The sequence below is a fragment of the Bacillus sp. JJ1122 genome (genome assembly GCF_036964885.1).
In the GTDB taxonomy this organism is placed as follows: domain Bacteria; phylum Bacillota; class Bacilli; order Bacillales; family Cytobacillaceae; genus Mesobacillus.
In genome coordinates this window covers 289,329-314,911 of record NZ_JBALQL010000006.1, presented here as the reverse complement: position 1 = coordinate 314,911, position 25,583 = coordinate 289,329, and the positions used below count along the sequence as shown (strand labels likewise).

25 protein-coding genes, 1 pseudogene and 1 riboswitch are annotated in these 25,583 nt (G+C 39.9%); of the genes and pseudogenes, 20 read left to right on the top strand and 6 right to left on the bottom strand.

Annotated elements, in window-relative coordinates:
* Positions 1-177 precede the first annotated feature (177 nt).
* The 4 genes from sigX (at position 178) to V7201_RS05285 (ending at position 4,166) form a co-directional block, all read left to right on the top strand.
* Positions 178-729 (top strand): RNA polymerase sigma factor SigX, encoded by a 552-nt coding sequence (gene sigX / locus V7201_RS05300; RefSeq protein ID WP_335375737.1) that lies wholly within the window; start codon positions 178-180, stop codon positions 727-729.
* A complete protein-coding gene (locus tag V7201_RS05295; RefSeq protein ID WP_335375736.1) occupies positions 704-1,948 on the top strand; it encodes a negative regulator of sigma-X activity in 1,245 nt (414 codons plus the stop codon). Before sigX ends, V7201_RS05295 begins: the two co-directional genes overlap by 26 nt.
* A gap of 381 nt (positions 1,949-2,329) precedes the next feature.
* Positions 2,330-3,283 carry a peptidoglycan DD-metalloendopeptidase family protein gene (locus tag V7201_RS05290; RefSeq protein ID WP_335375735.1) on the top strand — a complete coding sequence of 318 codons (954 nt, stop codon included), beginning with the start codon at positions 2,330-2,332 and terminating at the stop codon, positions 3,281-3,283.
* Positions 3,284-3,353: 70 nt separating this feature from the next.
* Positions 3,354-4,166 carry a histidinol-phosphatase gene (locus V7201_RS05285; RefSeq protein WP_335375734.1) on the top strand — a complete coding sequence of 271 codons (813 nt, stop codon included), beginning with the start codon at positions 3,354-3,356 and terminating at the stop codon, positions 4,164-4,166.
* Between the two features lie 687 nt (positions 4,167-4,853).
* Here the strand turns inward: V7201_RS05285 and serA are convergent.
* On the bottom strand, positions 4,854-6,431 hold the full coding sequence (serA, locus tag V7201_RS05280; protein WP_335375733.1) for a phosphoglycerate dehydrogenase: 1,578 nt from the start codon (positions 6,429-6,431) through the stop codon (positions 4,854-4,856).
* Positions 6,432-6,721: 290 nt separating this feature from the next.
* A riboswitch (FMN riboswitch) is annotated at positions 6,722-6,856 on the top strand.
* Positions 6,857-7,019: 163 nt separating this feature from the next.
* Here serA and V7201_RS05275 point away from each other — a divergent pair.
* Entirely contained in the window at positions 7,020-7,601 is a 582-nt protein-coding gene (locus V7201_RS05275) for an ECF transporter S component (protein WP_335375732.1), read from the top strand.
* 217 nt (positions 7,602-7,818) lie between these two features.
* Here the strand turns inward: V7201_RS05275 and V7201_RS05270 are convergent, their stop codons facing one another.
* The gene (locus tag V7201_RS05270; protein WP_023627496.1) at positions 7,819-8,067 is read right to left on the bottom strand and encodes a ferredoxin; all 249 of its coding nucleotides are present in this window, start codon (positions 8,065-8,067) and stop codon (positions 7,819-7,821) included.
* Positions 8,068-8,342: 275 nt separating this feature from the next.
* Between V7201_RS05270 and V7201_RS05265 the strand changes: the two genes are divergently transcribed.
* The 5 genes from V7201_RS05265 to V7201_RS05245 all read left to right on the top strand — a co-directional run bounded on the left by V7201_RS05265 (position 8,343) and on the right by V7201_RS05245 (position 13,239).
* Complete coding sequence (locus tag V7201_RS05265) at positions 8,343-9,404, top strand: helix-turn-helix domain-containing protein (protein WP_335375731.1); 1,062 nt, start codon at positions 8,343-8,345, stop codon at positions 9,402-9,404.
* Complete coding sequence (locus V7201_RS05260) at positions 9,395-10,888, top strand: RecQ family ATP-dependent DNA helicase (RefSeq protein ID WP_335375730.1); 1,494 nt, start codon at positions 9,395-9,397, stop codon at positions 10,886-10,888. The genes V7201_RS05265 and V7201_RS05260 overlap by 10 nt, the downstream gene beginning before the upstream one ends.
* Before the next feature lie 67 nt (positions 10,889-10,955).
* The gene (locus V7201_RS05255) at positions 10,956-11,558 is read left to right on the top strand and encodes a CPBP family intramembrane glutamic endopeptidase (protein ID WP_335375876.1); all 603 of its coding nucleotides are present in this window, start codon (positions 10,956-10,958) and stop codon (positions 11,556-11,558) included.
* Positions 11,551-12,255 (top strand): LysM peptidoglycan-binding domain-containing protein, encoded by a 705-nt coding sequence (locus V7201_RS05250; protein ID WP_335375729.1) that lies wholly within the window; start codon positions 11,551-11,553, stop codon positions 12,253-12,255. The genes V7201_RS05255 and V7201_RS05250 overlap by 8 nt, the downstream gene beginning before the upstream one ends.
* 525 nt (positions 12,256-12,780) lie before the next feature.
* Positions 12,781-13,239 carry a YpbF family protein gene (locus V7201_RS05245; RefSeq protein WP_335375728.1) on the top strand — a complete coding sequence of 153 codons (459 nt, stop codon included), beginning with the start codon at positions 12,781-12,783 and terminating at the stop codon, positions 13,237-13,239.
* 32 nt (positions 13,240-13,271) lie between these two features.
* Here the strand turns inward: V7201_RS05245 and V7201_RS05240 are convergent, their stop codons facing one another.
* Genes V7201_RS05240 through V7201_RS05230 form a run of 3 tightly spaced genes read right to left on the bottom strand, consistent with a single transcriptional unit; the run spans position 13,272 to position 14,354 of the window.
* Positions 13,272-13,841 (bottom strand): manganese catalase family protein, encoded by a 570-nt coding sequence (locus V7201_RS05240; protein ID WP_335375727.1) that lies wholly within the window; start codon positions 13,839-13,841, stop codon positions 13,272-13,274.
* 25 nt (positions 13,842-13,866) lie between these two features.
* The gene (locus V7201_RS05235; protein WP_335375726.1) at positions 13,867-14,127 is read right to left on the bottom strand and encodes a spore coat protein CotJB; all 261 of its coding nucleotides are present in this window, start codon (positions 14,125-14,127) and stop codon (positions 13,867-13,869) included.
* Positions 14,124-14,354, bottom strand: a complete 231-nt coding sequence (locus V7201_RS05230) for a spore coat associated protein CotJA (RefSeq protein ID WP_335375725.1) — start codon at positions 14,352-14,354, stop codon at positions 14,124-14,126. Before V7201_RS05230 ends, V7201_RS05235 begins: the two co-directional genes overlap by 4 nt.
* Positions 14,355-14,498: 144 nt before the next feature.
* Here V7201_RS05230 and V7201_RS05225 point away from each other — a divergent pair, with 144 nt between their 5' ends.
* The 6 genes from V7201_RS05225 (at position 14,499) to V7201_RS05200 (ending at position 20,530) form a co-directional block, all read left to right on the top strand.
* Positions 14,499-15,131, top strand: coding sequence for a CBS domain-containing protein (locus tag V7201_RS05225; protein WP_335375724.1), 633 nt, complete (start codon positions 14,499-14,501; stop codon positions 15,129-15,131).
* Positions 15,132-15,494: 363 nt separating this feature from the next.
* Entirely contained in the window at positions 15,495-16,274 is a 780-nt protein-coding gene (locus V7201_RS05220; RefSeq protein ID WP_335375723.1) for a metallophosphoesterase, read from the top strand.
* 75 nt (positions 16,275-16,349) lie between these two features.
* A complete protein-coding gene (locus V7201_RS05215; protein WP_335375875.1) occupies positions 16,350-17,261 on the top strand; it encodes a MerR family transcriptional regulator in 912 nt (303 codons plus the stop codon).
* A gap of 65 nt (positions 17,262-17,326) precedes the next feature.
* Positions 17,327-17,911 (top strand): genetic competence negative regulator, encoded by a 585-nt coding sequence (locus tag V7201_RS05210; protein WP_335375722.1) that lies wholly within the window; start codon positions 17,327-17,329, stop codon positions 17,909-17,911.
* Positions 17,912-18,139: 228 nt separating this feature from the next.
* Positions 18,140-19,417: a Glu/Leu/Phe/Val family dehydrogenase gene (locus V7201_RS05205; protein WP_335375721.1), complete on the top strand. Its 1,278-nt coding sequence runs from the start codon at positions 18,140-18,142 to the stop codon at positions 19,415-19,417.
* A 147-nt stretch (positions 19,418-19,564) separates the two neighbouring features.
* Entirely contained in the window at positions 19,565-20,530 is a 966-nt protein-coding gene (locus tag V7201_RS05200) for a YpdA family putative bacillithiol disulfide reductase (RefSeq protein WP_335375720.1), read from the top strand.
* Between the two features lie 108 nt (positions 20,531-20,638).
* Here the strand turns inward: V7201_RS05200 and V7201_RS05195 are convergent, their stop codons facing one another.
* Positions 20,639-21,610 carry an asparaginase gene (locus V7201_RS05195; RefSeq protein ID WP_335375719.1) on the bottom strand — a complete coding sequence of 324 codons (972 nt, stop codon included), beginning with the start codon at positions 21,608-21,610 and terminating at the stop codon, positions 20,639-20,641.
* Between the two features lie 103 nt (positions 21,611-21,713).
* On the opposite strand from V7201_RS05195, the gene prsW reads away from it, so the two are divergent.
* From prsW to V7201_RS05175, 4 genes and pseudogenes are all read left to right on the top strand, one after another.
* Positions 21,714-22,385: a glutamic-type intramembrane protease PrsW gene (gene prsW, locus V7201_RS05190; protein ID WP_335375718.1), complete on the top strand. Its 672-nt coding sequence runs from the start codon at positions 21,714-21,716 to the stop codon at positions 22,383-22,385.
* A 206-nt stretch (positions 22,386-22,591) separates the two neighbouring features.
* Positions 22,592-23,254: pseudogene (gene sleB / locus V7201_RS05185) on the top strand (spore cortex-lytic enzyme); the annotation flags it as partial.
* A 12-nt stretch (positions 23,255-23,266) separates the two neighbouring features.
* Positions 23,267-24,616, top strand: coding sequence for a germination protein YpeB (gene ypeB, locus V7201_RS05180; protein ID WP_335375717.1), 1,350 nt, complete (start codon positions 23,267-23,269; stop codon positions 24,614-24,616).
* A gap of 275 nt (positions 24,617-24,891) precedes the next feature.
* Positions 24,892-25,569 carry a flagellar brake protein gene (locus tag V7201_RS05175; RefSeq protein WP_335375716.1) on the top strand — a complete coding sequence of 226 codons (678 nt, stop codon included), beginning with the start codon at positions 24,892-24,894 and terminating at the stop codon, positions 25,567-25,569.
* Positions 25,570-25,583 lie beyond the last annotated feature (14 nt).

The window sequence follows — 25,583 nt, the reverse complement described above, 5'->3', positions numbered from 1 at the left end:
TGATTTCAAACATACTCTTCGAAAAATCTTTCTCCTCCATGATCGTTGTATTCAGTGAAATGAGAATTTTGATTGCGAAAAATCCTTTCATTTCCAATCTAAAAATAATATAGTTATTATGAAACTTTCTTTACATACATAACGACTAATCTTATGAATACGGAGGCGAGGCGACCAATGAACTCCGTTTTTGATGAATTATATAATAAATATCATCATGACGTTTTTCAATTTTTATTTTATATGGTAAAAAGCAAAGAGCAGGCTGAAGACCTTGTCCAGGAAGTGTATATCCGTGTTTTGAAAGCTTATGACCGATTCGAAGGCAAAAGCAGTGAAAAAACGTGGTTATTTTCAATCGCAAAAAATGTAGCGATTGACCATTTTCGCAAGCAAAAGGGCTGGAAACAGCGCTTGCTCGAATCGTTCGATATGTCTGCAAGACAGGTAAAGGATGACCAGCCGCTTCCTGAGGAACTTGCGCTTCAAAGCGAAGAGATTCAGATGATGTACAAGTGCCTTGATCAATGTACGGTTGATCAGCGAATGGTCATTATCATGCGGTATATTCATGACTTAACGATTACGGAAGCAGCTGAAGCGTTAGCCTGGACGGAAAGCAAGGTTAAAACGACACAGCACCGTGCTTTAAAAACATTAAAAAAACTGATGGAAGAAATGATCGAAAAGGAAGGGATGACTAGTGAAAAAGTCACAGTTAAGCGATAAGCAGCTAGAAGAAATCCTCGGCCAGATGCCTAAGATAAAAGATCATCGCGACCCTCGTGACATCTACCAAAACATTGCCCATAGAGTCGAGAAAAGAAAGATGCCGGCCTGGGTCATCCCAAGTGCCGCCATGGCAGCTGTGCTTTTCCTTGCATTCATTCTCTCACCTGGGTTGATGGATTGGAACCAATCCGCAGATAAAAGTATGAACAGCAAGTCATCTTCTGAGGCGAATATGGCGATGGATATGGATACGTCCAAGAAAGAAAGTGCCGCGAAAAAGACAGCAGATCAGGCAGATCAAAATATAAGGTTGGGCACTACAATAGAGGATAAGAATACAGAAAATAAGTTCACTGCTAAAGTAGCTGAAAATCCATATGCCAGTCTGAATGCGTTGTATAAGGAAGAGCTTGTTGGGGAGGAAAGTGAAGTCCTTACCTATGCAATACCTGATCAAAATGGACAGATTCTTGTTCCAATAACAACGACCATTCCTAAAGAAGAGGACAAACCTTGGATTGACAGCTTCACAGAGACAATGCCCAAGCTCAAGGAAGAAGAGTGGGGGTTGAGCGAATTTTATCCGGTGGATGCAACCTTTAAATATGATGAAACCTCCAAAACTTTAAATATGGATGTAAAGGCTGACCACCCTTATAAGGATGGAAGCACATCCAGCACGCTTCTACTGGATGCAATGTCCCAGAATTTATCAGGGAAGGGAATCGATAAGCTGACCTTTACGACTGAGCAAAAACCAGGAATGGATTTGGGTAATTATGGTGTTTTGAAAGAGGGCCCCATTACCACGGCAGCAAATGAAATGCGGGCGTATATGTTCTACCAGCAGGATGGCAATAAACAGCCGTTCCTCGTTCCAACCAAAGAGCAATTTGACTCAATCATGCTGGCATTTGAACAAATGCGGGGGAATATTGAAGAGCTGCAGCTAACCGCATCATTGCCAAAAGAATTCTCGCCTGCAAAAATAGAACCCGAAGCAGATCATACTGAACTCAAGATCATTTTAGATAATGAGCTGGCTTTGGATAACGAATTTCTGCCGAATCTTGAGGCTATTCTAATGACTGCAAAAGAATTTGGATACCAATCAGTGAAATTTGAAAATGCTGGCACAGAGCAGATTGGTCCGTTTAAACTGAACGATCCAATACCCGTACCAGTAGCTCCGAATAAAAAAGTAGTTATTGAATAAAAGAAAGGCTAGCCAGCCTTTCTTTTTTTATGGCCATTTTCGTAAATTCTTTTTTCCCCACGAAGAAATTGTCGGCTAGTTTTTTAATCTTTCATCGTTAAGGAACCTTTCAAAACAAAAACGACTTTGTTTTCCAAAACATTCTTTATTAGTGGGGAATTTAATCTTATCCTTGCTGTAGAAGCATTCATAATGAAATTGAATAAAAAAATTTCCAAACACTGTGCTTATGAATTTTCCTTCTTTTGCATAAAAAAGCATATTATCACCAAATATAACGAATGTGCTTTTTTAGCTGCTGTTTTTCCATCGATTGGAGTTCTTTTTTCGTACAGCCTGTCATAGTGATGGAAAGGGAGTACAAATTTAAGGAGGAAAAAAATGCAGGATTACATAAAGCGTTTGCTCATTGCTGGGTTAATGGCACTCTGTGTCAGCTTGCTATTTCTCGGCGGAAAGCACTCTCAAGCAGAAATGCTGGATATTCCGGAATTGACTTCAGATTGGATTTGGCCTGCTGAAGGCGTAGTATCAGACGTATATGGTACACGTCATGGTCACCATAAAGGAATTGATATTGCTTCAGAATTCAGGACACCTATACATACAGTAGCGGATGGTGTGGTCACGAAGTCCTACTACTCGGGAACATATGGACATGTTGTGTTTATCAAACATGAGAATAATTTAGAGACGGTTTATGCTCATTTAAATAAAAGGAAGGTTATTGAAGGTCAAACTGTAAAACAGGGAGATATTATTGGTGAGATGGGCAATACCGGTGATTCTTCTGGAGTGCATCTCCACTTTGAAATCCATAAAGAAAAGTGGACCTACGAAAAAGAAAACGCTGTCAATCCGGTCATCGCACTAGGGGATGCAGCGATTGGACAGCCAGTCACAGCTCTTGAAAAACAGCAGGCATACTCTCTGGAAACAATTGCGAAGCTCCGATTGGCCGATGATATCAAAATAGGCAGCCCAGAAAAACACGAAACCCTGGATGGCCAGGAAACAGTGAAAGCCCCATCTTCAGAACTTGCGGAACCATTGAAGCATGTAGTCCAAAAAGGGGAATCATTATGGTCGATAGCAATAAAGTACAAGACTTCGGTGGATTCTTTGGCTCAGAAAAATAATATAAAAGATTTTCGAATTGCCGCTGGTGACATACTTGTAATTGATGCTGCAGAACAGGATCGTTATATCGTGGCAGCTGGAGATTCTCTGCATTCGATTGCCGCAAAGACCAAAACATCCGTTGAAGAGCTCAAAGCTTTGAATCACTTAACTACAGACGTAATCCAGCCTCAGCAAATATTGATCACCAGATAGTTATTTCTTGTCCCCTTTAATTCGTGAAAGTATAATAGGGAAAACGATTCTATAGGGGGATGAAAAGGAAATGCTGACGGATTACCATAACCATTTGGAAAGAGGAACATTGACCCTGGATTATTTAAAACAGTTCACCACTGCTGCAGAAAAACAGGGGATTTCGCATTTCGGGATTTCAGAGCATGCCTATCACTTTTACCAGACGGCAGATATTCTTCGAAACAGCTGGGTGGATGAACGGCGCTTTTATGATATGGATGATTATGTTCAGCTATTTAAAGAAGCTTGGATAAATAATATTGACGTGAAGATGTCGATAGAGATGGATTATACGCCGAGTAAACATAAGGAAATAGAAAAATTCATAAAAAGTTATGATTTCGACTATGTTATTGGTTCAATCCATTGGATAGGCGACTTCGGGATCGATCTTGCGGAGTACAGGCGGGAATGGGATAAAAGGGATATCAATGAGGTGTATAAACTATACTTTGACCAGGTTGTTACCCTTGCAGAGTCGAATCTATTTGATATTATCGGTCATATTGATCTTGTGAAAATCTTTAAATATGTCCCGTCTGATGAAAATTTCCTGCTGGAGCAATATGATAGAGCAACAACAGCTCTTGCGCAATCTAAAACTTGTGTTGAAATTAGTACGGCAGGATTGAGGAAGCCAACACAAACCTTATATCCCGATAAGCGTCTCCTCCAGATGTGCCATGATAAAAATATCCCAATAGTACTTTCCTCTGATGCACATGTGCCCGAGCATGTGGGTGCTGATTATGACCAGGCACTGAAGCTTGCTAAAGAAGTGGGATACAATGAAATTATGACATTTAGCAAAGGTGAACGAAAGGCCTATCCATTAGGTTAAAAATAGTAGCTGCAGTAAAAACAGGTCTTTAATCTAAGGCTTGTTCTGTTTGTGTAAAAAAGTGGTTCAAAATGGTCATATTTCGAACCACTTTTGCAAATCGATGACGAAAGCAGCAAGTGTAAGACTCAGACGGGAAGGCTAGAGGTAAATTGATTCGAAGCAAATAAGGCTTCTTGGTTACCTGAAAGAGCAAAAAATTGGAAAAGGAGGGCAGCTATAAGGCCTCTTGGATATCCGAATAGAATAAAATACGGAAAATAAGGGTGCCAATAAGGCCTCTTGGATGCCCGAATAGAACAAAATATGGAAAATAAGGGTGCCAATAAGGCCTCTTGGATACTCGAATAGAACAAAATTTGGAAAATAAGGGCGCCAATAAGGCTTTTTGGATACCTGAATGTAATAAAATTTGGAAAATAAGGACGCCAATTAGGCTTCTTGATTCCTCATGGTTGGAATTTTTAATAATTCTTCCGCGGAAAGCGAAGAATATTAGCTCCATTACTTCTCCAACCAAAAGAAAGACCGTAAACAAGCCCGATTTTATCGAGTTTGTCTACAGTCTGAACAGGCTAGATAGGAAGGACTAGTTGTTTTTATTAAGTTTTTTTATTATAGGATTTTTATCCAAATGGTTTGTCTGAAATCAACTTATTAAAACCAACAAAGTTTACCAAAGAGCCATTATTGAAGTATTATGCTGTTTATTGTAACGATATCTTTTAACGATTTAAGTTTTTCAATCATATCCTCTTGAAGCGGCTTGTCAAATGAAAGGACCATTATAGCCTCTCCTCCTGCTTCTTTTCTTCCTACCTGCATCGTTGCGATATTGACGCTATGATCGCCAAGAACTTTCCCTACATGCCCGATAACCCCTGGACGGTCCATATGCTGGATATAAAGAAGGTTGCCTGAAGGGTGGAAGTCGATGTTAAATCCATCCAGATTGACGATTCTCGGACCGTAATGTTCAATATATGTCCCTCTTGCTGTAAACGTTTCCCCGTCGCCAAGGGCAGTAACTGTCACTGTATTCGCGTAGCCGAAAGTATCACCGGTGATTTTCTCACCAATCATTATTCCTCGTTCCTTAGCGATATGGATGGCGTTTACTTCATTAACGGTCACATCGATGCGATTTTGGAAGAAACCAGACAAAAGCGCTTTTGTAAGGAAGGAGGTCTCCAGCTCGGCTGCGGTGCCTGAATATGTAACAGTCAACTCGCTAATCCCTTTATTGTGGCATTCTGAAACAATTTTCCCCATTTCTTTGGCAAGCTGGTGAAAAGGCTGGATTTTTTCGTAAATTTCTTTGGACATTGCCGGCAGGTTAATTGAATTAGCCACTGGTTTGTTTTCAAGAAAGGTCCTGATTTCCTTTGCGACCTGGGTGGCAACATTCAATTGTGCCTCCTTTGTTGATGCGCCTAAATGAGGAGTGACAATGACTGAATCTAGATCAAGCAAAGGGTGATTCCCAGGAGGTTCAACTTCAAAAACATCCAGTGCAGCTCCGGCTACGTGACCTTTTTCAATGAAGTGAGCAAGAGCGATTTCGTCAATAATTCCGCCCCTTGCACAATTCAGCAGGTAAACACCTTTTTTAGTAAAACTTAAAGTTTTTTCGTTTAGCAGCCCTTTCGTTTCTTTTGTTAATGGGGTATGGACAGAAATAATGTCTGCTTGGGGCAATAAATCATCAAATGTGGATAGTTGTACTCCCAATACACCAGCTCGTTCCTGGGTCAGGAATGGATCGAAAACTTTTACGGCCATTCCAAAAGCTCTAGCCCTCTTGGCTAATTCAGAACCGATTCTGCCCATACCTATAATACCTAATGTTTTTCCGAACAATTCACTGCCAATATATTGGTTTCTTTTCCATTCACCATTCTTTACAGTGGAATGTGCTTGAGGAATATTTCTGAGAAGTGCAGCCATCATTGCAAAAGTATGCTCAGCCGTAGAAATGGTATTACCATCTGGAGCATTTACAACGACTATCCCTTTTTTAGTGGCCTCTGAAATATCTATATTATCCACCCCGACTCCAGCCCGGCCGACAATTTTGAGTGAAGGCATGCGGTCAAGCAATTCATGGCTGACTTTTGTAGCGCTTCTTACCAAAAGGGCATCAATTTTTGTTAAATCGATATTTTCAGAGTCAATATTGTCCATATAAACCTGTGCGTTCTCCAATTCTAGTAACGGCTGGAGGCCTTCCTCTTTTATTGAATCGGTTGCTAATATCTGAAACATTCTGCACTCACTCCCTAAACTAAAGTATGTAATATTCTGATTATTTTACAAAACGAATAATTTTTTGTCAAATGACAAAAATGTTCATGATTTAGTGAAAACGCTCTCATATTAAGAGGAACACCAGGTTGAAAAGTTCGGATATTGCTTTTTTTTGTCACACTTAATTCATCATATTCATTATGATGGAAGAATAGGATGGAGATTGCAGCAGACATAAAATCGTCACAAGCAAACAGCTTCACAAATATTCTTTTTTTCAGTATAATAAGTTTGTAAAATTAAATATGGTCTATCTTCGGGGCAGGGTGAAATTCCCGATCGGCGGTAATGAGATCTTTTTCTCTAAGCCCGCGAGCCTTTTAGGGGCAGGATTTGGTGCGATTCCAAAGCCGACAGTATAGTCTGGATGGGAGAAGATGGAGGTTCTGCAGACGTTCAAAAAATGCAGGTTTTGAACGTTTATTAAGCATGCCTTTAACATTTCTCCCTCAAGAATAAAACTTGGGGGATTTATTTGTTTTTGGGTGTGTGAATGCTGAATCTTTCTTCTTTATGTGAGATGGATCTCTATAAGGAGAGAGGATTATGAAAAAATTTAGTGTCAAAGCAATGGTTTCAATTGGGATGTTAAGCAGTATTTCTTATGTACTTATGTTGTTGAACTTTCCGCTGCCGCCGTTTCCCAAGTTTTTAATGGTCGATTTCAGTGACATTCCTGCATTGATTGCTGCGTTGATCTTTGGTCCGGCTGCCGGTATCTTAGTAGAGTTATTAAAGAACATGCTTGATTATTTTATGACTGGAAGTGAAACAGGTGTCCCTGTTGGCCACGTTGCTAATTTTGTCGCAGGTGTATTGTTCATCCTTCCAACCTATTATCTTTACCAGAAGCTGAAAACAACTAAAGGCATGACATTTGCCCTTGTTGCAGGTACAGTCAGTATGGCTGTCTTGATGAGTGTATTGAATTATTTCGTTTTTCTTCCTGCATATACATTATTTTTAAATATGCCGGCAATGTCTGGCCCGGAAACAAAACAACTTATTGTGGCCGGTATTTTGCCATTCAATATGGTTAAAGGTATTTTAATGTCATTTGTATTCATGCTGATGTTCTCAAGGATGAAAACATGGATTGAAAGACAGCGGTCTTTTAAAAACGCATAATTATCTCAGCAGAGATTAAATAGATGAAAAGCAACGGCCTGCACCGTTGCTTTTTTTGTCATTATATGGCCTTCGTTATGCCAGTACCAATTTCAATGGTCAGCTACTATTATGTACTTTAAGCTCAGCAGCATTCTATGCAAAGATGGAGGGAGAAAAATTAAGATCTAATTGCCGACAAAAAAATTCCCGCCGGAAAGCGGGAATTATGTATTGATTATTCGAATTTAGTAGCATCTCCGTTAAATGGCTCATCTGCAACTTTGATTGAATCTGTTGGGCAGCCTTCGAATGCATCCATCATATCGTCAATTAAAACGTCTGGAATCTCTACGATACCTTCGTTTTCATCAAGTGTTACGAATGCAATGCCTTCATCGTCGTAATCATAAATGTCCGGAGCAGCTGCACCGCAAGCTCCGCATGCAATACATGTTTCTTTGTCAACAATCGTGTACTTAGCCATGATCTAATTCCTCCCAAATGTTTAACAATAATAAATCGTCTTCCTGAAAAAGTGAAAACGTATTCCTCATATCTATTGTAAAACTGTATCGCAAACATTTCAATAAAAAAAGTATTGAGAATGCTTATCACATAAGGCATTGCCGACTTTTAAGGCTGAAAATAAAACATTTTCTTCTTCATTTTCATGTTAAAATAAATCTATAATATTTTCCTGCAATAGGAAAGGTAAAGAAATTCTATGGGAATAATTCTATTTTCAGCAAGGGTGATTTTATGCAAATTCAATACCTAGAAGCAGTCATCCTATATCTTTTAAAAAAAATTAATGGAGAACGGACTATTTATTCCTTATTCCATCTTTTTCAAGGTAAGAGGTCATCCCAAACAATTCAAGATGCACATCTATATCAGCTTTTACCTTTTTTTTATTCTTATCCTTCAATAACAAGAAGAAAGCTTGAAAAGGCAGTAAACAGTCTCATTGAGTCCGGACTGGCTGAGGAAATCGCTGAAACAAAAGTTGTTTTAACCTCCAGTGGGATACAGGAATTGGATCTTAAGCTGGCTGAATGTCCTTTGCCTATTTATTTAAATGGCTGGAAGTATCACCAGGTTACAGAACCGTTTTGGGAAAGGCTGACTCTGCTCATTCAAGTAAGTTCAAATTTAGTCCACCGTGAACGGAGTTTTATTCCTGTCCGCAATAAAAAGGAAACTCTTTATTGGATTAAACATTATATTAGGCAGCAGGGCGAGGACAGATACCAGCTTGCAGAAAGGCTGTATCAAGAATTGACTGCCACTCTGGAAAATCAGGAAAGCAGGCCGGAGCTGATCGTATTAAGGCTGACGGGCTTTAAGAAAATTGGGCTGACCGCCGTTCAGGCTGCTGAATTGGCAGGATTAGAGCCAGCCCACTACCATTTTGAATTTTTAAATAGTTTACATGCCATGATAGACAAAATTATGAATGATCCTGCTAATTTTCCGCTTTTAAATGGATTGATCAACCAGCCAGAACAAAAGGTTCCCTTAACCCAATCTACTGAAAAAACGTTTAAAATGCTTCAGAAAGATTATTCGCTTGAAGAAATCGCAGCTGTTCGAAACCTTAAAGAAAGTACGGTTGAAGACCATATTGTTGAAATTGTTCTATCCGTAAAGGATTTTGTAATTGATGATTATGTTTTGCCAGAGAAACAACATAGGATTCTGGAGGCTGCAAGAAAAATTGGAGCAAAAAGATTAAAGCAAATCAGAGAACAAGTGGTGGATGTCTCTTATTTTGAGATCAGGCTTGTACTTGCAAAATACGGTGATGCTGAATGGAACTGAAGATCTATTTAAAAAAATATTTTAATTTTGATCATTTCCGTCCTGGGCAACAAGAAGCAATCGAATCGGTGCTTGGAGGAATGAATACGATCGCGATGCTGCCGACGGGTACCGGGAAGTCTCTATGCTATCAGCTTCCAGGCTACTTGTCTGACGGGCAGGTGCTAATTATCTCGCCTTTGTTGTCGCTAATGCAGGATCAGGTGGAACAAATTATGGCGATGGGGGAAAAGAGGGTCATCGCTTTAAATTCTTTTTTGACACCTCAGCAGAAGGGAAAAGCCATTGAAGGACTAAACCATTTCAAATTTATATTTATCTCTCCGGAAATGCTGGGTTTAGACATTGTCGTTAAGCGGATAAAAGATTTGAATATATCTTTGTTTGTTGTTGATGAAGCCCATTGTATATCACAATGGGGGTATGACTTCAGGCCAGATTACCTAAAGCTTGGAATCATTCGGAAGCTGATTGGAGAACCGCTGACGCTTGCACTTACTGCTACCGCTACTGAAGAGGTAAGGCAGGATATAGCTGATAAACTTCTTTTAAGCGATTGGAAGGAAGTTGTATATTCTGTTGATCGTCCGTCGATTTCACTTGCAGTTGAAAAAGTCAGTCATTTTCAGGAAAAAATTGAACGAACAATAGAGCTGGTGAAATATTTGAAAGGGCCTGGCATCATTTATTTCTCCAGTAAAAAGCTAGCTGAGCAAACAGCTGCTTATATGAGAGAACAGGGAATCAAAAAAGTTATGGCTTACCATGGGGGGGTGGATTCTGAAAGCAGGATACTGATTCAGCAGCAGTTCATTCATGGCCAGCTGGAAGTTATTTGTGCGACGAGTGCTTTTGGGATGGGGATAAACAAAGAGAATGTCAGATATGTAATACATTTCCATATGCCGATGCAAATTGAGTCATATGTGCAAGAAATTGGCCGTGCTGCACGTGATGGGTTGGATTCCATCGCCGTGCTGCTATATTCTCCTGGAGATGAGCAGCTTGCTTTTCAGCTGGCTGAGGGAGAATTGCCTGATCATATTCAAATAGAGAGGCTCTTTGCGTTCCTTAATGATCGTGAGCTGGAGTATCTAGATGTCAAACAGTATGAAGAAGAAATCATAGCGTTTTGCGGATTTACTGAAATTCAATGGAGGATTACTGAAGATTACCTTTCAAGCCTGGAAGTTATTGATTATGATAAAGATAAAATCAGTTTTATCAATATTGTAGAAAGCCGCTTGTCGGTTAAAAACTACAAGATTAAGCAAATGCTCAACTGGGTTCACTCGCAGGATTGTAAAAGAGCAGCCATACTGACCCATTTCAATGAACAGTTCACCACAAAGCCGCCTAATTGCTGCACATTATGCGGGTTAGACATGAACCACTTTAAACAAAGTGAAGTCGCAGCTGACGAACCTGTGAGTATTAATTGGAAACAGGAACTGGCTTCTATTCTGTTATTAAAATCCTTTTGACAAAGCACGAGACAGGATAATGAATGCATTTTCTGTTAGCTATTTTTAGAATAAGTGGGCGAATATGATGAAGGAACGATACAAGGAAAGAGTAGCGGTACTCACTGAAAAAGAACTGCTTTTTCATTTGATTGCTACTCAAATATTACTATTAACGATTTCTGTCATTTTAGGTATGATATTGTTTGATAGTTTAAATGAATTCCAAAATTTGTTTATCTGGAATGATGTTAGTATCCTTACAGTCGGTTTAGGAGCGGGAATCCTGGTAGTAACAGTTGATGTTTTGCTTATGAAATATCTTCCTCCATCTTATTATGACGACGGAGGCCTGAACGAACGAATCTTTAAAAGTAGAACGATTTTGCAGATTGCAATGATTGCAGCAATGGTAGCGGTCAGCGAGGAAATTCTTTTCAGGGGGATCATCCAGACTAATGCCGGCTTAATGATAACGAGCATTATATTTGCTGTAGTCCATTACCGCTATTTATTCAACTGGTTTTTGTTCCTGAATATAATATTGCTGAGTTTTTTTATTGGTTATATTTATATGCAGACAGACAACTTGCTTGTAACGATTGTCATGCACTTTATCATTGATTTCTTATTAGGGCTTATGATTAAATTCAGGGCTGGAGCAGCAAATGGGGGTACTGACGTTGAATAGAGAAAAACCTATTAGGGACCAGGCAGAGCGCCTGAGAAAAAGGGTTGAACGAAAAGCTGAACATGCTGTTGTGAAAAAAGAGACACTCCCACCCAGGAGTGAATTACACAGGCAAAAGCAAAAGAAAACGAAGGTGAAGGTGAAGTACCCTGTAATAAGGCTAATGGCATTATTTTTCATTCTCCTGCCAATCACTTTCTTTAGTATCATTTCCTATCTTGATGGTTCGAAAGGGCCGTTGGATATAACGAAAGACCGAGCTGGCGTTGAACTGATCGATGTAGAGAGCGGCAGTGGAGGCGTTAGCAAAGCTAAAGATTCCTCGGACGATGAAGATTCTCCCTCGATTGAGGAAATCGCAGAACCTGAGGATATTGATGTGGCCGCGGCACCTGCACCAGAAAGTGGCAATGATAAAAATACACCTGGAAATCCAGTTAGCACCAAAGAGCAAACTGCTGCTTCCGAAACTACAACGAAACAGCCTGCTGCTGAAGCTCAGCAATCGCCACCGGCTAATGCAGGGGGCGAGGAGAAAATCATCTATCATACTGTTCAACCAAGTGAAACACTTTTCAGGGTTGCGATGAAATATTATAAATCGCAAGAGGGAATCCCTATTATCAAAAATGCTAACAATATTCAGGGTAATGAAATTCAGGCAGGACAAGTTTTGAAAATACCTATTAAAAACTAGCCGGATTAAACTGCATCTCCATTGTTAGACACGAAACTAACAATGGAGGTGCAGTTTTTTTCTTTTTGGCTCCGTTAAAGCTGAATGTTGATTTTAAAACTCTGTTGATAGAAGTGGAAGACGCGTAGACTCCTCCGCAAATACTAACGCATTTGCTTCGTGCGTGGGTAGATTCGAGGAAGCTTTTCAGTGTCCTGAGGGCTCATCGCCAGCCCCGCGGAAAGCGAAGCGCTTGGAACGAAGATCAACAGTCTTGTTTAACAGAGCCTTCTTTTTTGGAAAAGGGTATTCAACTCAGGAATAGAGATCTTTGCAAGATAAACACTAATTTTGTTTTGTTTTCTAGCTTCCTATCATATCGTTCAGGACAAGCTCATAAATTTAATGTAAGGCTGCTTTCGCATAAAGTGTTGTTTTGTTTCTTTTTCGCTTTTCATAGGATTCACATTCTTAGTGTTTGTTTAAGTAACAAAGAATCCAACAAAAACAGAAAAGTTAATCGAAGGTAAAGAGGAGGGCTTGTGAATGGAACCAGAAATCACGAAACTGGATGACAGAACAGATCATGCAACGAAGAAAATGCTTAATAATCTAATTGATCGAAAAAGGAAGTTTGACAAATACAAATCTAGGCATCTTTTGTCTGTGTGGATAACGATTGGACTAATAACCCTTTATTTCTATTATCTTTATGTAACGGTGATGCAGCCATATTCATACTCATTTGCTGAAATCTTTTCTGTCTATGTCCAGAACTCGGCAAATTTATATTTTTTAATTTTGACCGTCGGGACTTATGGATTAATGATTTTATTAAAAGAAAAGCGGGAGAAAGCGGAAAAAGAATATCATGCTCTCCGTTGTGAGATTGTCGACCGCAGCAAGGATTTATGGAAGAAGGAAGAAGAGTGGAAGAATCGCCATGTAGTATTTGAGATGATGAAAAAAGCATATGATATTAACCTGTACCATGAAAATAAATAAGAAGCATCCGGTGATGGATGCTTCTTGCAATCTTAGTATATTCGTTTCTTTCCTTGCTCATCCTTAAGTATTTCCACTGCCTCACGGAAACGCTGGGAGTGAATGATTTCGCGCTCTCGCAGGTACCTTAAACCATCATTTAAATCTGGGTCATCGCTCATATTAATGATCCATTGGTATGTTGCTCTTGCTTTTTCTTCAGCAGCAATATCTTCGTATAAATCAGCAATAGGATCGCCTTTTGCAGCTATATAGGAAGCTGTCCAAGGAACACCCGCTGCATTATGATAGAAGAGAGCACTGTCGTGGTTGGCGTAATGCGCATCCAGACCAGCTTGCTTCATCTGTTCAGGTGTAGCGTCTTTAGTCAATTTGTAAATCATCGTAGCGATCATTTCAAGGTGGGCGAATTCCTCTGTCCCAATATCCGTCAATAATCCAATCACCTTATCTGGAATCGTGTATCTTTGATTTAAGTATCGTAATGCTGCAGCAAGTTCTCCATCAGCTCCGCCATACTGTTCAACCAAAAATTTGGCGAGCATGGGGTTACAGGTGCCGACCTTTACGGGGTATTGCAATTTTTTTTCATATACCCACATCTTCCTTACCCCCTCCTAAGTTCATTTAGAGCTGCCAAGGCCACGGTCCTTCGTTCCAATCCCAGGGATATCCTGAATAACTGTTACCGTATTGCATTAAAGGGCCATAGTTGCTTTCAATGACTTTTTTCAGTCGTTTGCGTTCTCTTGCAAATTGATTGAACTGATTAATTGCTTCAAAATCATCAGGATGGGTATCTAAATAGAGAGTGAGTTCTACCAAGACGAAATCTACTGCTTGCAACTGTTCCATTGTTGCGTAAAATTCCTGTGGCAGTTGCTTCATAAGAGATCGTCCTCCCTTGGAGCTTCGAGTGGAGAATACCAGGTATCATAGAAAACCTTCCAGAGAGTCCCTGTTCTTAGTGCTTGCATAGGTGTAAACTGAGGCAAATTAGGCGGCTGGAAGCCTAAATATAAATTAGGCGGTGTTGAAAATGTCTTAGCCTTGATAGGCGGACAGGGGTCGAAGGGACTGGCGTAAGGGTACCAAACTTTTCGATTTGTAGACAAACAAAGCCCTCCTCAATATAAACTTCAGTTCATTTTATGAGGGAAATTTAATTTCATGTTAAATTTCTCAGCTTCAGCAGGGATTTTTATAATTTTGTTGAAATATATAAGATATGGCAGTACTTTAAACCAGAGGTGAATTGAATGTTTGTTAAAAGTATCATGATTCCTAAGTACAAATGTATTACAGCCCAACAAGATGAAACATTACAAAATGTTTTGACAAAGCTTGACGAAAATGAAATTGATGGTCTTCCAGTTTTGGATGGAGATAAATATGCCGGTGTTGTCACAAGGCATGGAATTTATCATGGCTTCTTTAAGGCAGGAGACAAGAAAGAGGAATATCTCAATAATACTGCTGCTAAGGAAATTGTCACTTTGAAGGATCACTTCTTGCATGGAAGTGAAATGTTCGAAACAACCTTAGTGAAACTTAAAGACATCCCATTGCTGGCGGTGGTTGATGAAAATGGTAAATTTCAAGGTGCAGTTACCCGCTCAGACGTACTTGATCAATTCCAGAGTGCATTTGGAGTGCAGAGAGAAGGAGTAAGGATCGCATTTACTTCTGTAGAAACAGAAGGAAGGATTGCAAGGCTTGCAGACATTGCCCACCAATTCCATGAACATATCATCTCCTTAGTAACTTTCGATGAAACTGATAAGCTTGTCCGGAGAATCGTCATGAAGATTGAAAAGAAGGATAATATTGATAAATTTGTCAAAAAGCTTGAAGAGTCTGGTTTCCGCATCCTTGATATTCATGAAGTTTGATTCTGTCGCACAGAAATAACGAAAAAGCCTTTCATACATCTTGTATGGGAGGTTTTTTTTTTGCGAGGAAAAATACAGTCACGTTTTCGAATTATTGGCAAGTGCTTGGTCACCATTTGCATGTGCGTATTCGGGTGGCTGATAAGAAACGCTTCAAGTTTTAAAACAGTTAAAGGTAAAAATGGGATGGTTTCTGATATAATTTTAGCTATTGGAAGCAAAGGGTGCTTTTTTCTGCTGACTCTTTTCGTGATATGGCAGACGTGTGTTTCTTTCAGTTATTGTTATCTGTATGGTATGATTTCACAAAGCCTATTAAGGACGGAATGGGGAACTAAGATTACGGATTTGCAGGAGGCACAAATGGTACTGATTTATTTTTTACTGGCAATATTAATTTTAGGCGGCTTCTTGCTGTTATATATGTATCGGCAGGCATTTGGGGACAGGGTATTGAAGCACGAGCTGCGGTTTAAGGAATTCCCCGCTAGTTTTGGCTCTGTTACTCTCTTTTTTATCTCGGATATCCATAAGCGCATCATTTCGGATTCAGTCATTGAGGAAGCTAAAGGGAAGGCTGATTTAGTTATCATTGGTGGAGATCTGGCAGAGAAGGGCGTAGGTCTTGATCAAGTGTCAATTAATATTGAAAAGTTAAAATCCATTGCCCCCGTTTTTTTTGTATGGGGCAATAATGATTACGAATTCAATTCACATGAACTGGATTCTCTGCTCTTTCATTCAGGGGTGAAAATGCTGGATAACACGGCGGTTAAATTTGAGTCGAGCTCTGGTGATACTCTATTTATTTTAGGAATAGATGATCTAAGTCTTGGTAAAAGCAGACTGGACCTCGCAATGCAGGATGCAGAACCGAATGGTTTTCACATCCTCATTAGTCATAATCCAGCAATTGTTAACCGTTTAGAGCCCGGCCATAATATAAGTTTGGTATTAAGCGGCCATACTCATGGCGGGCAGATAAGAATTTTAGGGTTTGGTCCATATGAATTAGGTGGAATTAAAAAGAAAAATGGCACTACTCTGATTACGAGCAATGGATACGGGACAACGACAGTTCCATTAAGACTGGGGGCAAGGGCTGAAACACACTTAATTACCTTGCTGCCAAAGGGAAACTAGCAGATTGAGGTTTTACAACCGTTATCCAAGGGGGGTATAATCGGTGTGGTAATGTGGTTACACGGAGGATTGATGATGGGAGCAAGCGAGGGAAAATATAATATTAAAGCAGTATCAAATATGCTCGGCATCCAGCCAGGAACTCTGAGGGCATGGGAACGGAGATATCAAATGATCGCACCCGTCAGGAATGATTCCGGACATCGATTGTATACTGAGGAGCACCTAAGAACATTAAGATGGCTCATTTCGAAAGTGAATCAAGGTTTTACAATCAGCCAGGCGATTTCATTGATGGAGAATTCCAGTTCTGCAATGGAAGGGGCCGATCCTCCTAAAAAAGATATATTGGAAGAATTAGGAGACAAGCTGTTGGCGGCACTTTTGAACTTTAACAATGCTCAGGCGCATGAATTGATCAATCAGGCATTTAGCTTATTTACAATTGACAAAACGGTTATTGATTTGCTTGGACCTATTTTGATTAAAATTGGGGATTTGTGGGAAGACGGAAAAATAACGACTGCACATGAGCATTTTGCTTCTTCCTTTTTGCGTTCAAGAATAGAAAGCCTTTCTAATTCATTTCCACATAGCTCTTTTCTTCCTAAAGCAGTTGCTGTATGCGGCCCAGGTGAAAAACATGAGCTGGGCTTGCTGATCTTTACGATGTACCTGAGGCGAAAAGGCTTTGAGGTGGTGTTTCTTGGTACAAGTATTGCTGAACATGATTTAGAAGTTGTGCTTGATAAAGTCAGACCCAAATTTTTATTTTTATCTTGTACGCTTGAAGAGAATAGATCAGCAGTACTGAAGCTTGCTGATGAAATTGGCGGAAATTACCCTGCCCTTCACATTGGCCTAGGGGGCATCGCAATAGATTCCATACAGTTTCAGCAGCGTCAACTTTATAAAGAAAACATTGTGGGCATGACAAGGATGGAATGGGAGAAATGGTTAAAAAAGCGTATTGATCAATTGAAATAACTCACCAACCTGCAATAATTTCATAATCTATAACAAGAGCTTTGTCGATGGCAGGGGGCATGATTATGCGCTTGGAACGATTAACGAACAACAAGATAAAGATTTTTATTACAGTTGATGATCTTTCAGACAGGGGATTGACTAAGGAAGACATCTGGAAGGACTCACTTAAATGGCATCAGCTTTTTCATGATATGCTTGAAGAAGCAAGCGAGGAATTTGATTTGGAAATCTTAGGGTCGGTTGCGGTAGAGATTTTTTCATTGCATGCCCAAGGTATGGTGATGATCGTTACCATGATCGAGCAGGATGAAGACGAGGAACAGTTCGATGATGGAATCATTGAAATGCAGGTCACTGTCGATGGAAGCGATGATATTCTATTTGAGTTTGACAATATCGAAGATGTTATACAGCTTGCCAACAGACTTTACCAGGCAGGTATTCCAGGTGGAAGCCTCCACTTTATGGAGAGTCACTATTATTTGCTTATGAATGGGATTTTAGCGGAAGACGCTACCAAAGCCGTTTCACTAATGGCTGAATATGGAGTGCCTTCTATTTTAAGTATCCATAGATTATTGGAATACGGGAACGAGATTATGGAAGAAAACGCAGTCGAAACTCTTGTCCATTATTTTATAAAATAATGGAGAAGAGCTTCGGCTTTTTTTTATGAATTATCATCCCGGTAAAGTCTTATTATTCAGTCAATTTTTATCCACCCAATAACTATCAGGCCTAAATTGTTAGCGTTTACATTTTGTGATCAAAAAATGCTGAAAAGTGTTTTTTTCTTCTTGCATAAAATAACCAAAGGTGTATACTAATCCATGAAAGCAGACAACATCCGCAAAAGTGATTTAGGAGGTTTATCAATGGTAGCCGCAAACGGTAATGAAAATCCAAATAAAGAAGACAAACATGACGTCTTACGATCTACACAAACTGTTATTCATAAGGCTTTGGAAAAACTCGGATACCCTGAAGAGGTGTATGAGCTTTTAAAGGAGCCTCTCAGGATGATGACAGTGAAAATCCCTGTCAGAATGGATGACGGATCTGTTAAAGTCTTTACTGGCTACCGGGCGCAGCACAATGATGCAGTGGGTCCAACAAAGGGAGGAATACGTTTCCATCCAAACGTAACAGAGAAAGAAGTTAAAGCGCTATCAATCTGGATGAGTTTAAAATGTGGTATTGTCGACCTTCCGTACGGCGGGGGTAAAGGTGGAATCGTTTGCGATCCGCGTGACATGTCATTCAGGGAATTGGAAAGATTAAGCCGCGGGTACGTTCGTGCGATCAGCCAGATTGTCGGACCAACAAAGGATATTCCGGCACCTGATGTTTTCACTAACTCACAGATCATGGCATGGATGATGGACGAATACAGCCGTATAGATGAATTTAACTCTCCAGGATTCATTACAGGCAAGCCGCTTGTTCTCGGGGGTTCCCATGGACGGGAATCAGCTACAGCAAAAGGTGTAACAATTTGTATACGTGAAGCATCGAAGAAAAAAGGAATCGAACTTGAAGGTGCCAGAGTCGTAGTACAGGGCTTCGGAAATGCCGGAAGCTACCTGGCAAAATTCATGCACGATGCAGGCGCAAAAATCATCGGTATATCTGATGCATATGGAGCACTGCATGATCCAGACGGACTTGACGTCGATTACTTGCTGGACCGTCGCGACAGCTTCGGGACAGTAACCAAACTATTCAATAATACAATTACAAATAAAGAATTGCTGGAGCTGGATTGTGATATCCTTGTACCAGCTGCAATAGAAAACCAGATTACTGAAGAAAATGCCCACAATATCAGAGCGAGCATCGTTGTTGAGGCGGCAAATGGTCCGACAACTCTAGAAGCAACTGAAATTTTAACCGAACGTGGCATCCTGCTCGTACCGGATGTACTAGCTTCGGCTGGTGGCGTTACCGTTTCATACTTTGAATGGGTCCAAAACAACCAAGGTTATTATTGGACTGAAGAAGAAGTGGAAGAAAAACTTGAAAAAGTAATGGTGAAATCTTTTGACAGTATTTATGAAACGGCACAGACCCGCAGAGTAGACATGCGCCTTGCTGCATATATGGTCGGTGTCAGAAAAATGGCTGAAGCAAGCCGTTTCAGAGGCTGGATTTAGAACTTCCATGCTTGTACATTAATTTAATAAATGGTTCTTCATTGAATCTTATGCAAAAATCTCCTATCATTTAAAGATAGGAGATTTTTTTCTATTCACCATAAAACTGTGGTTGTTTATAGATTACTAAGGAGTGAACAGACTTACATGAATAAAGAACAAACAATTATTGTTGGCGGTGGCCCTTGTGGTCTAGCTGCAGCAATCGCGCTTAAGAAAAAAGGAATCAATCCGTTAATCATTGAAAAAGGCAATATCGTTAATGCGATTTATCATTATCCAACTCATCAAACCTTTTTCAGCAGCAGTGAGAAGCTTGCGATAGGTGAAGTGCCATTCATTACTGAGAATCACAAGCCAAAACGGAACCAGGCACTCGTATATTACCGGGAAGTCGCGAAAAGGGAAGAATTAAGAATTAATAAATATGAAAAAGTCACGGAAATCACGAAAGTCGGAGAAGCAAGTTTCAAAGTTACCACAGATCAGCGTCAATATTCTGCGGCCAATATAATCATCGCGACCGGGTACTATGACAATCCAAATTTCATGCAAATCCCTGGTGAGGATTTACCGAAGGTCTCTCATTACTTTAAGGAAGCCCATCCTTTTTTTGATATGGATGTTGCGGTAATTGGCGGGAAAAATTCCAGTGTAGATGCTGCGATTGAATTGGTGAAGGCTGGTGCCCGAGTTACCGTCCTTTATAGGGGATCAGAATATTCTCCAAGCATAAAGCCCTGGGTTCTGCCAGAATTTGAGGCGCTGGTCAAAACCGGAATGATTAACATGGTTTTTAACGCCGCATTAAAAGAGATAACAGCTGACCAGATTGTGTATGAACATTATGGGAATACTGTAAAGCAAAAAAATGATTTTGTTTTTGCAATGACTGGGTATCGGCCCGACCATGCATTTTTAAAGAAAATGGGTGTGAAAATTGAGGAGGAAACAGGTCGGCCATATTTTAATCCGGATACAATGGAAACGAATGTAGAAGGAATCTTCATTGCTGGGGTAATCGCAGCAGGGAATAATGCAAATGAAATCTTTATTGAGAATGGCCGGTTCCATGGAGGACAAATAGCAGAAGCGATTTCTCAGAGAGTTTAAATAAGTAAAACAAAAAGGCGGATTGTTTCCGCCTTTTTATTTTGCTGGCACATATAATGTAATAGATACAGTACATAAATGTTCTATAACCAGGCATCCAAAGTATAGTTAAAACATGAACATCTCGGTAATTTCTTCCATTTTATCCGTTTTTGCAAGGGCGACAAGCAGCTTAATACGGGCTTTTTGTCCATTTAGTCCATTTGAAAAAATGACACCAAGTTCTTTCAGGTGCTTTCCGCCGCCTTCATACCCATATATATCCTGAACAATTCCATTAAAGCTTCGTGAAACGATCACGACAGGAATGTTGTTTTTTATTAAATCTGCCACACCCTCAAGTGCTGCTGGAGGAAGATTCCCTTGACCCAATGCCTCAACCACGACTCCATCAATCTCCAGGCCAAGTATAGCCTTCAGCAGAGAAGAGTCCATTCCGGCATGGGCTTTAATCAGGACAACTTTCTTTTCGGCATCAGTGATTGAATAGTTTTCATGTTTCGTAGGTGTGTGATGAAAATGGACACCTCTTTTAGTCACAATTCCTATTGGACCGTACTGAGGGCTCTGGAATGTGGATAGATTGCTCGTGTGTGTTTTGGTCACATTCAGCGCGGCATGAATTTCGTCATTCAATACGACCAATACACCTTGTCCCTTAGCTTCATCGCTTGAAGCTACTTTAATTGAAGAAATTAAATTATAAAGACCGTCTGATCCTAATTCATTGCTTGAACGCATTGCGCCGGTAACAACGATTGGAAAACTTGCCTGGACTGTCAGATCTAAAAAGTAGGCTGTTTCCTCAAGGGTATCTGTACCATGAGTAATAACTGCTCCTTCAATAGTGCCCGCTTGCTCGTACTGTTCGATTAATTGCTTTAACTGCATCATTTCTTTTGGTGTAATATGTGGAGAAGGGAGATTGAAGGGTTCTTCTACAACGAGATTGGCGAGTTTTGAAAGAAGGCCTGTCCCTTCCATTAATGGATTGTTTGTGCCCGGCTTGACGGAGCCGCTTGTATCTTCACTCATCGAGATGGTTCCGCCAGTATGAATTAATAAAATATTTTTTTTCAAGTTTACTACCTCCAAATCACCTGTAGAGAAAGAAGAATAATCCATTTTCTTTCTTCTAATATCATGATACGATTAAAAAAACAAATTGAAAAGAGGACAGCGCATGCTGGGAATAGTTACTGCTGGTGTCGCTCCCGGGCTGGCACTGTTAAGCTACTTTTATTTAAAGGATCAATATGATTCAGAACCCCTTTCACTAGTATCCAAAACCTTTTTATTTGGTGCACTGCTCGTTTTTCCACTTATGTTCATTCAATATGTTCTTGCTGCAGAAGGCTTATTGCAAGGGGACTTTACAAAAGCATTTGGAACGGTTGGCCTTTTGGAAGAATTCTTTAAATGGTTTATCCTTTATTATACTATTTTTCAGCACATAGCCTTTGATGAGCCATACGATGGAATTATCTATGGTGCATCGGTATCATTAGGCTTTGCATCAGCGGAAAATATCTTTTACCTTGTAGCGAATGGCCTTCAGGATGCAATCGGGAGAGCACTGCTTCCTGTATCCAGCCATGCTTTGTTTGGTGTGATTATGGGGTACTATATAGGAAAGGCAAAATTCTCCGAGCATTCAATAAAAAAATGGGTAGTGCTTTCATTAACTTTGCCTGTTGCCCTGCATGGAATCTATGATTATATTTTGATGACAAGGGAAAACTGGCTGCTGCTTATGGTTCCTTTTATGATTTTCTTATGGTGGCTAGGTTTAAGAAAAGTGAAAAAAGCAAGGATCTTGACTCTAAAGCATATCGAAAAGCATTATCCTATATAAAAACTCTTCATTTAATTAAAAATGGAGAGTTTTTTCTTTTTGTGGAATAAAAGTTATCTCTTTACAAAAAATAGGGTTAATCTTTAAAGTTCACATCTTGGGGGTTGCATGCAATGAAGAATTATCGGTCAATCTTGAAATTGATGGCCGCACTGGCATTGATTTTGACAGTTATACGCTTCAGCGGGATTGAGCAAAGAGCTGATGCCTTTACAAGCCAAGTTTTACAGCAAGGGTCAGTGGGGGACGATGTAATTGAGCTTCAGTCACGTCTTAAGCATATAGGTTTTTACAGCGGGAAAGTTGACGGAGTTTTTGGCTGGGGAACTTATTGGGCACTTAGGAATTTCCAGTACGAATTCGGAATGAAGGTTGACGGTGTTGCTGGATGGCAAACAAAACTGAAACTGGCAAAAGCTACTCCAAACGCCAAAATTGCTTGGGGCGGAGAATCTAACCAAAGTAAACCGCAGACACCTGCTTCAAAGCCTGCAGCCAGTACACCAAATGGATTCTCTCAAAATGATATCCAGCTGATGGCCAATGCCGTTTACGGCGAGTCCAGGGGGGAGCCGTATACAGGGCAGGTGGCCGTAGCCGCAGTCATCCTGAACCGTCTTGACAGCGCTACTTTTCCAAACACAGTTTCAGGAGTGATTTTTGAGCCTAGAGCATTTACAGCAGTTGCGGATGGCCAAATATGGCTGACTCCTAATGAGACGGCGAGGAAGGCAGTCCTCGATGCTATTAATGGCTGGGATCCTACAGGCAATGCCATTTATTATTTCAATCCAGATACCGCAACAAGCGCTTGGATTTGGTCCAGGCCGCAAATTAAAAAGATCGGAAAACATATTTTTTGTAAATAGAGGTGAGTTGATTTGCTAAGAGGAATAGCCATTGCTGTCCTGGTGATTGGTATAGCAGGAACAGCTTATTGGGGTTATCAGGAGCATAGGGAAAAAACAGCGATTCTTATTAATGCGGAAAATAATTACCAAAGAGCCTTTCATGACTTGACCTATCAAATTGACTTGTTGAATGACAAAATCGGTACAACGCTGGCAATGAATTCAAGAAGTTCATTATCTCCACAGCTGGCAGAGGTATGGAAAATCACTTCCCAAGCGCACGGTGATGTAGGCCAGCTGCCTTTAACGCTTTTGCCGTTTAATAAAACAGAAGAATTTTTAGCGAACATTGGTAATTTCAGTTATAAAGCGGCAATACGCGATCTAGATAAAGAGCCATTGACAGAAAAAGAGTATGGCACGCTGAAAACATTGTATAAACAATCTGGAGAAATTCAGCAGGACTTAAGACAAGTTCAGTATATGGTCTTGAAGAATAACTTGAGGTGGATGGATGTAGAGCTTGCTCTGGCAACGGAAAAGGGAAAAACGGACAATACGATCATTGACGGCTTTAAAACTGTTGAGAAAACAGTAGAAGGTTACTCTGAAACTGATTTTGGCCCTGCGCAAATCAATTTACAAATAAGGGATGAAAACTTTAAAAAATTGCAAGGCAAAAAGATTTCTAAAAACGATGCGATTAAGATTACCAGAAGATATGCGTCAATTGGGAATACTGGCAAAGTAAAGGTAGAAGAGAATGGAAAAGGATCGGATTACGGTTTCTACAGTGTCTCCATACTGAATCCGAAGACGAACTTAGAAGCGAGCATGGACATTACGAAAAAGGGTGGCTATCCTATTTGGTTCCTTCTTGACAGAGATGTGAAAAAACAAGTGATAAGCCTTAATGACGCTTCAAATAAGGCAATCACCTTTTTGAAGGACAACAAATTTACGAATCTGGATCTTTTCGAGAGTGCACAATATGATAATATTGGTGTCTTTACTTTCGTTGGCAACGAGGGTGGAGTCAGAATCTACCCTGATGCTATTAAAATGAAAGTTGCCCTTGATAATGGTGAAATAATTGGTTTTTCAGCTGAGGATTATCTGAAATCCCATAAAACAAGGAAAATACCTGAGGCAGGAATTTCAGTTGAAGAAGCAAAGACGAAAATAAATCCGAACTTGAAAATTATGGACCAGACAAAGGCAATTATATTAAATGACCTGAATGCAGAGGTTTTGTGCTATGAAATCCTTGGAGTTTTAGGAGAGGACACATACCGAATTTATATCAATGCCGAAGATGGTACCGAGGAAAAGGTTGAGAAACTGCATAATGCTGAACCGATATATGAGGATGTAGTCTAAAGGAAAAGCAATTGCTTTTCCTTTTTCATTTTTTCTATTGCTTCGATCCAATTGTTCGTATTTCCTTTCTAAAAAAGGGAAATTAATGCTAAAAAGGACTATTGCACCAATTAATCCTCCCATGTCATAATGATTACATAATATTTATAGAAAGTTACTAACGATTATTTTGTTTTTCTAATAGGGATTTTTAGAAAAGACTTAAATCTTATCTAATTGTTGGTAGTAGTTTTTATAAGCAATGCAACAATTCTAACAGACATTGGGAAAAACATGTGGGGAAGTGGCTAGCTTTGATTAAAATCGGCGATATTATAATCCTTGAGGATAAATACTCAGAAAATTTCGAGCAGTATAAATGTAAATTGGTAGAGCAAAAAGGCAGTGACCTTTATATTGATTATCCTGTTAACATGAATACGAACAGAACCGTTTTTCTTTTAGAAGGAACGCCATTAAAGGCGAATTTTGTGACTGAATCGGGTTCTCACTACTACTTTGAGACAGACGTCAAAGGAAGGGTTAAGCAGAACATTCCAATGGTTGTACTATCTTATCCTGGAAAAGACCATCTGATCAAAATCCAGCGCAGGCAATATGTACGCGTTGAAACGTCCGTAGATGTTGCAGTGCATTCGATTAATGGTGAATTCGCTCCATTCACGACAGTTACTGATGATATCAGTGCAGGAGGTGCTGCATTGCTCATTGGCAAAAATAGCAGTTTGAAGCCAGGGATGAAGATTGAATGCTGGTTTGTGCTTCCTATGCAAAATGGAGAATATGAATACAGGAAATTCCGTGGTGAGATAGTCCGCATCATCCAAGGGCAGGGACCCATGAATAAAGCGTCTGTACAATTTAGCGAGGCTACCGGAACGGAACGACAGATGCTTTTACGATTTTGCTTTGAAAGGCAGCTAGCTATGAAAAAGAAAGGACTTCCAGTCTAAACAGAATAATTTTT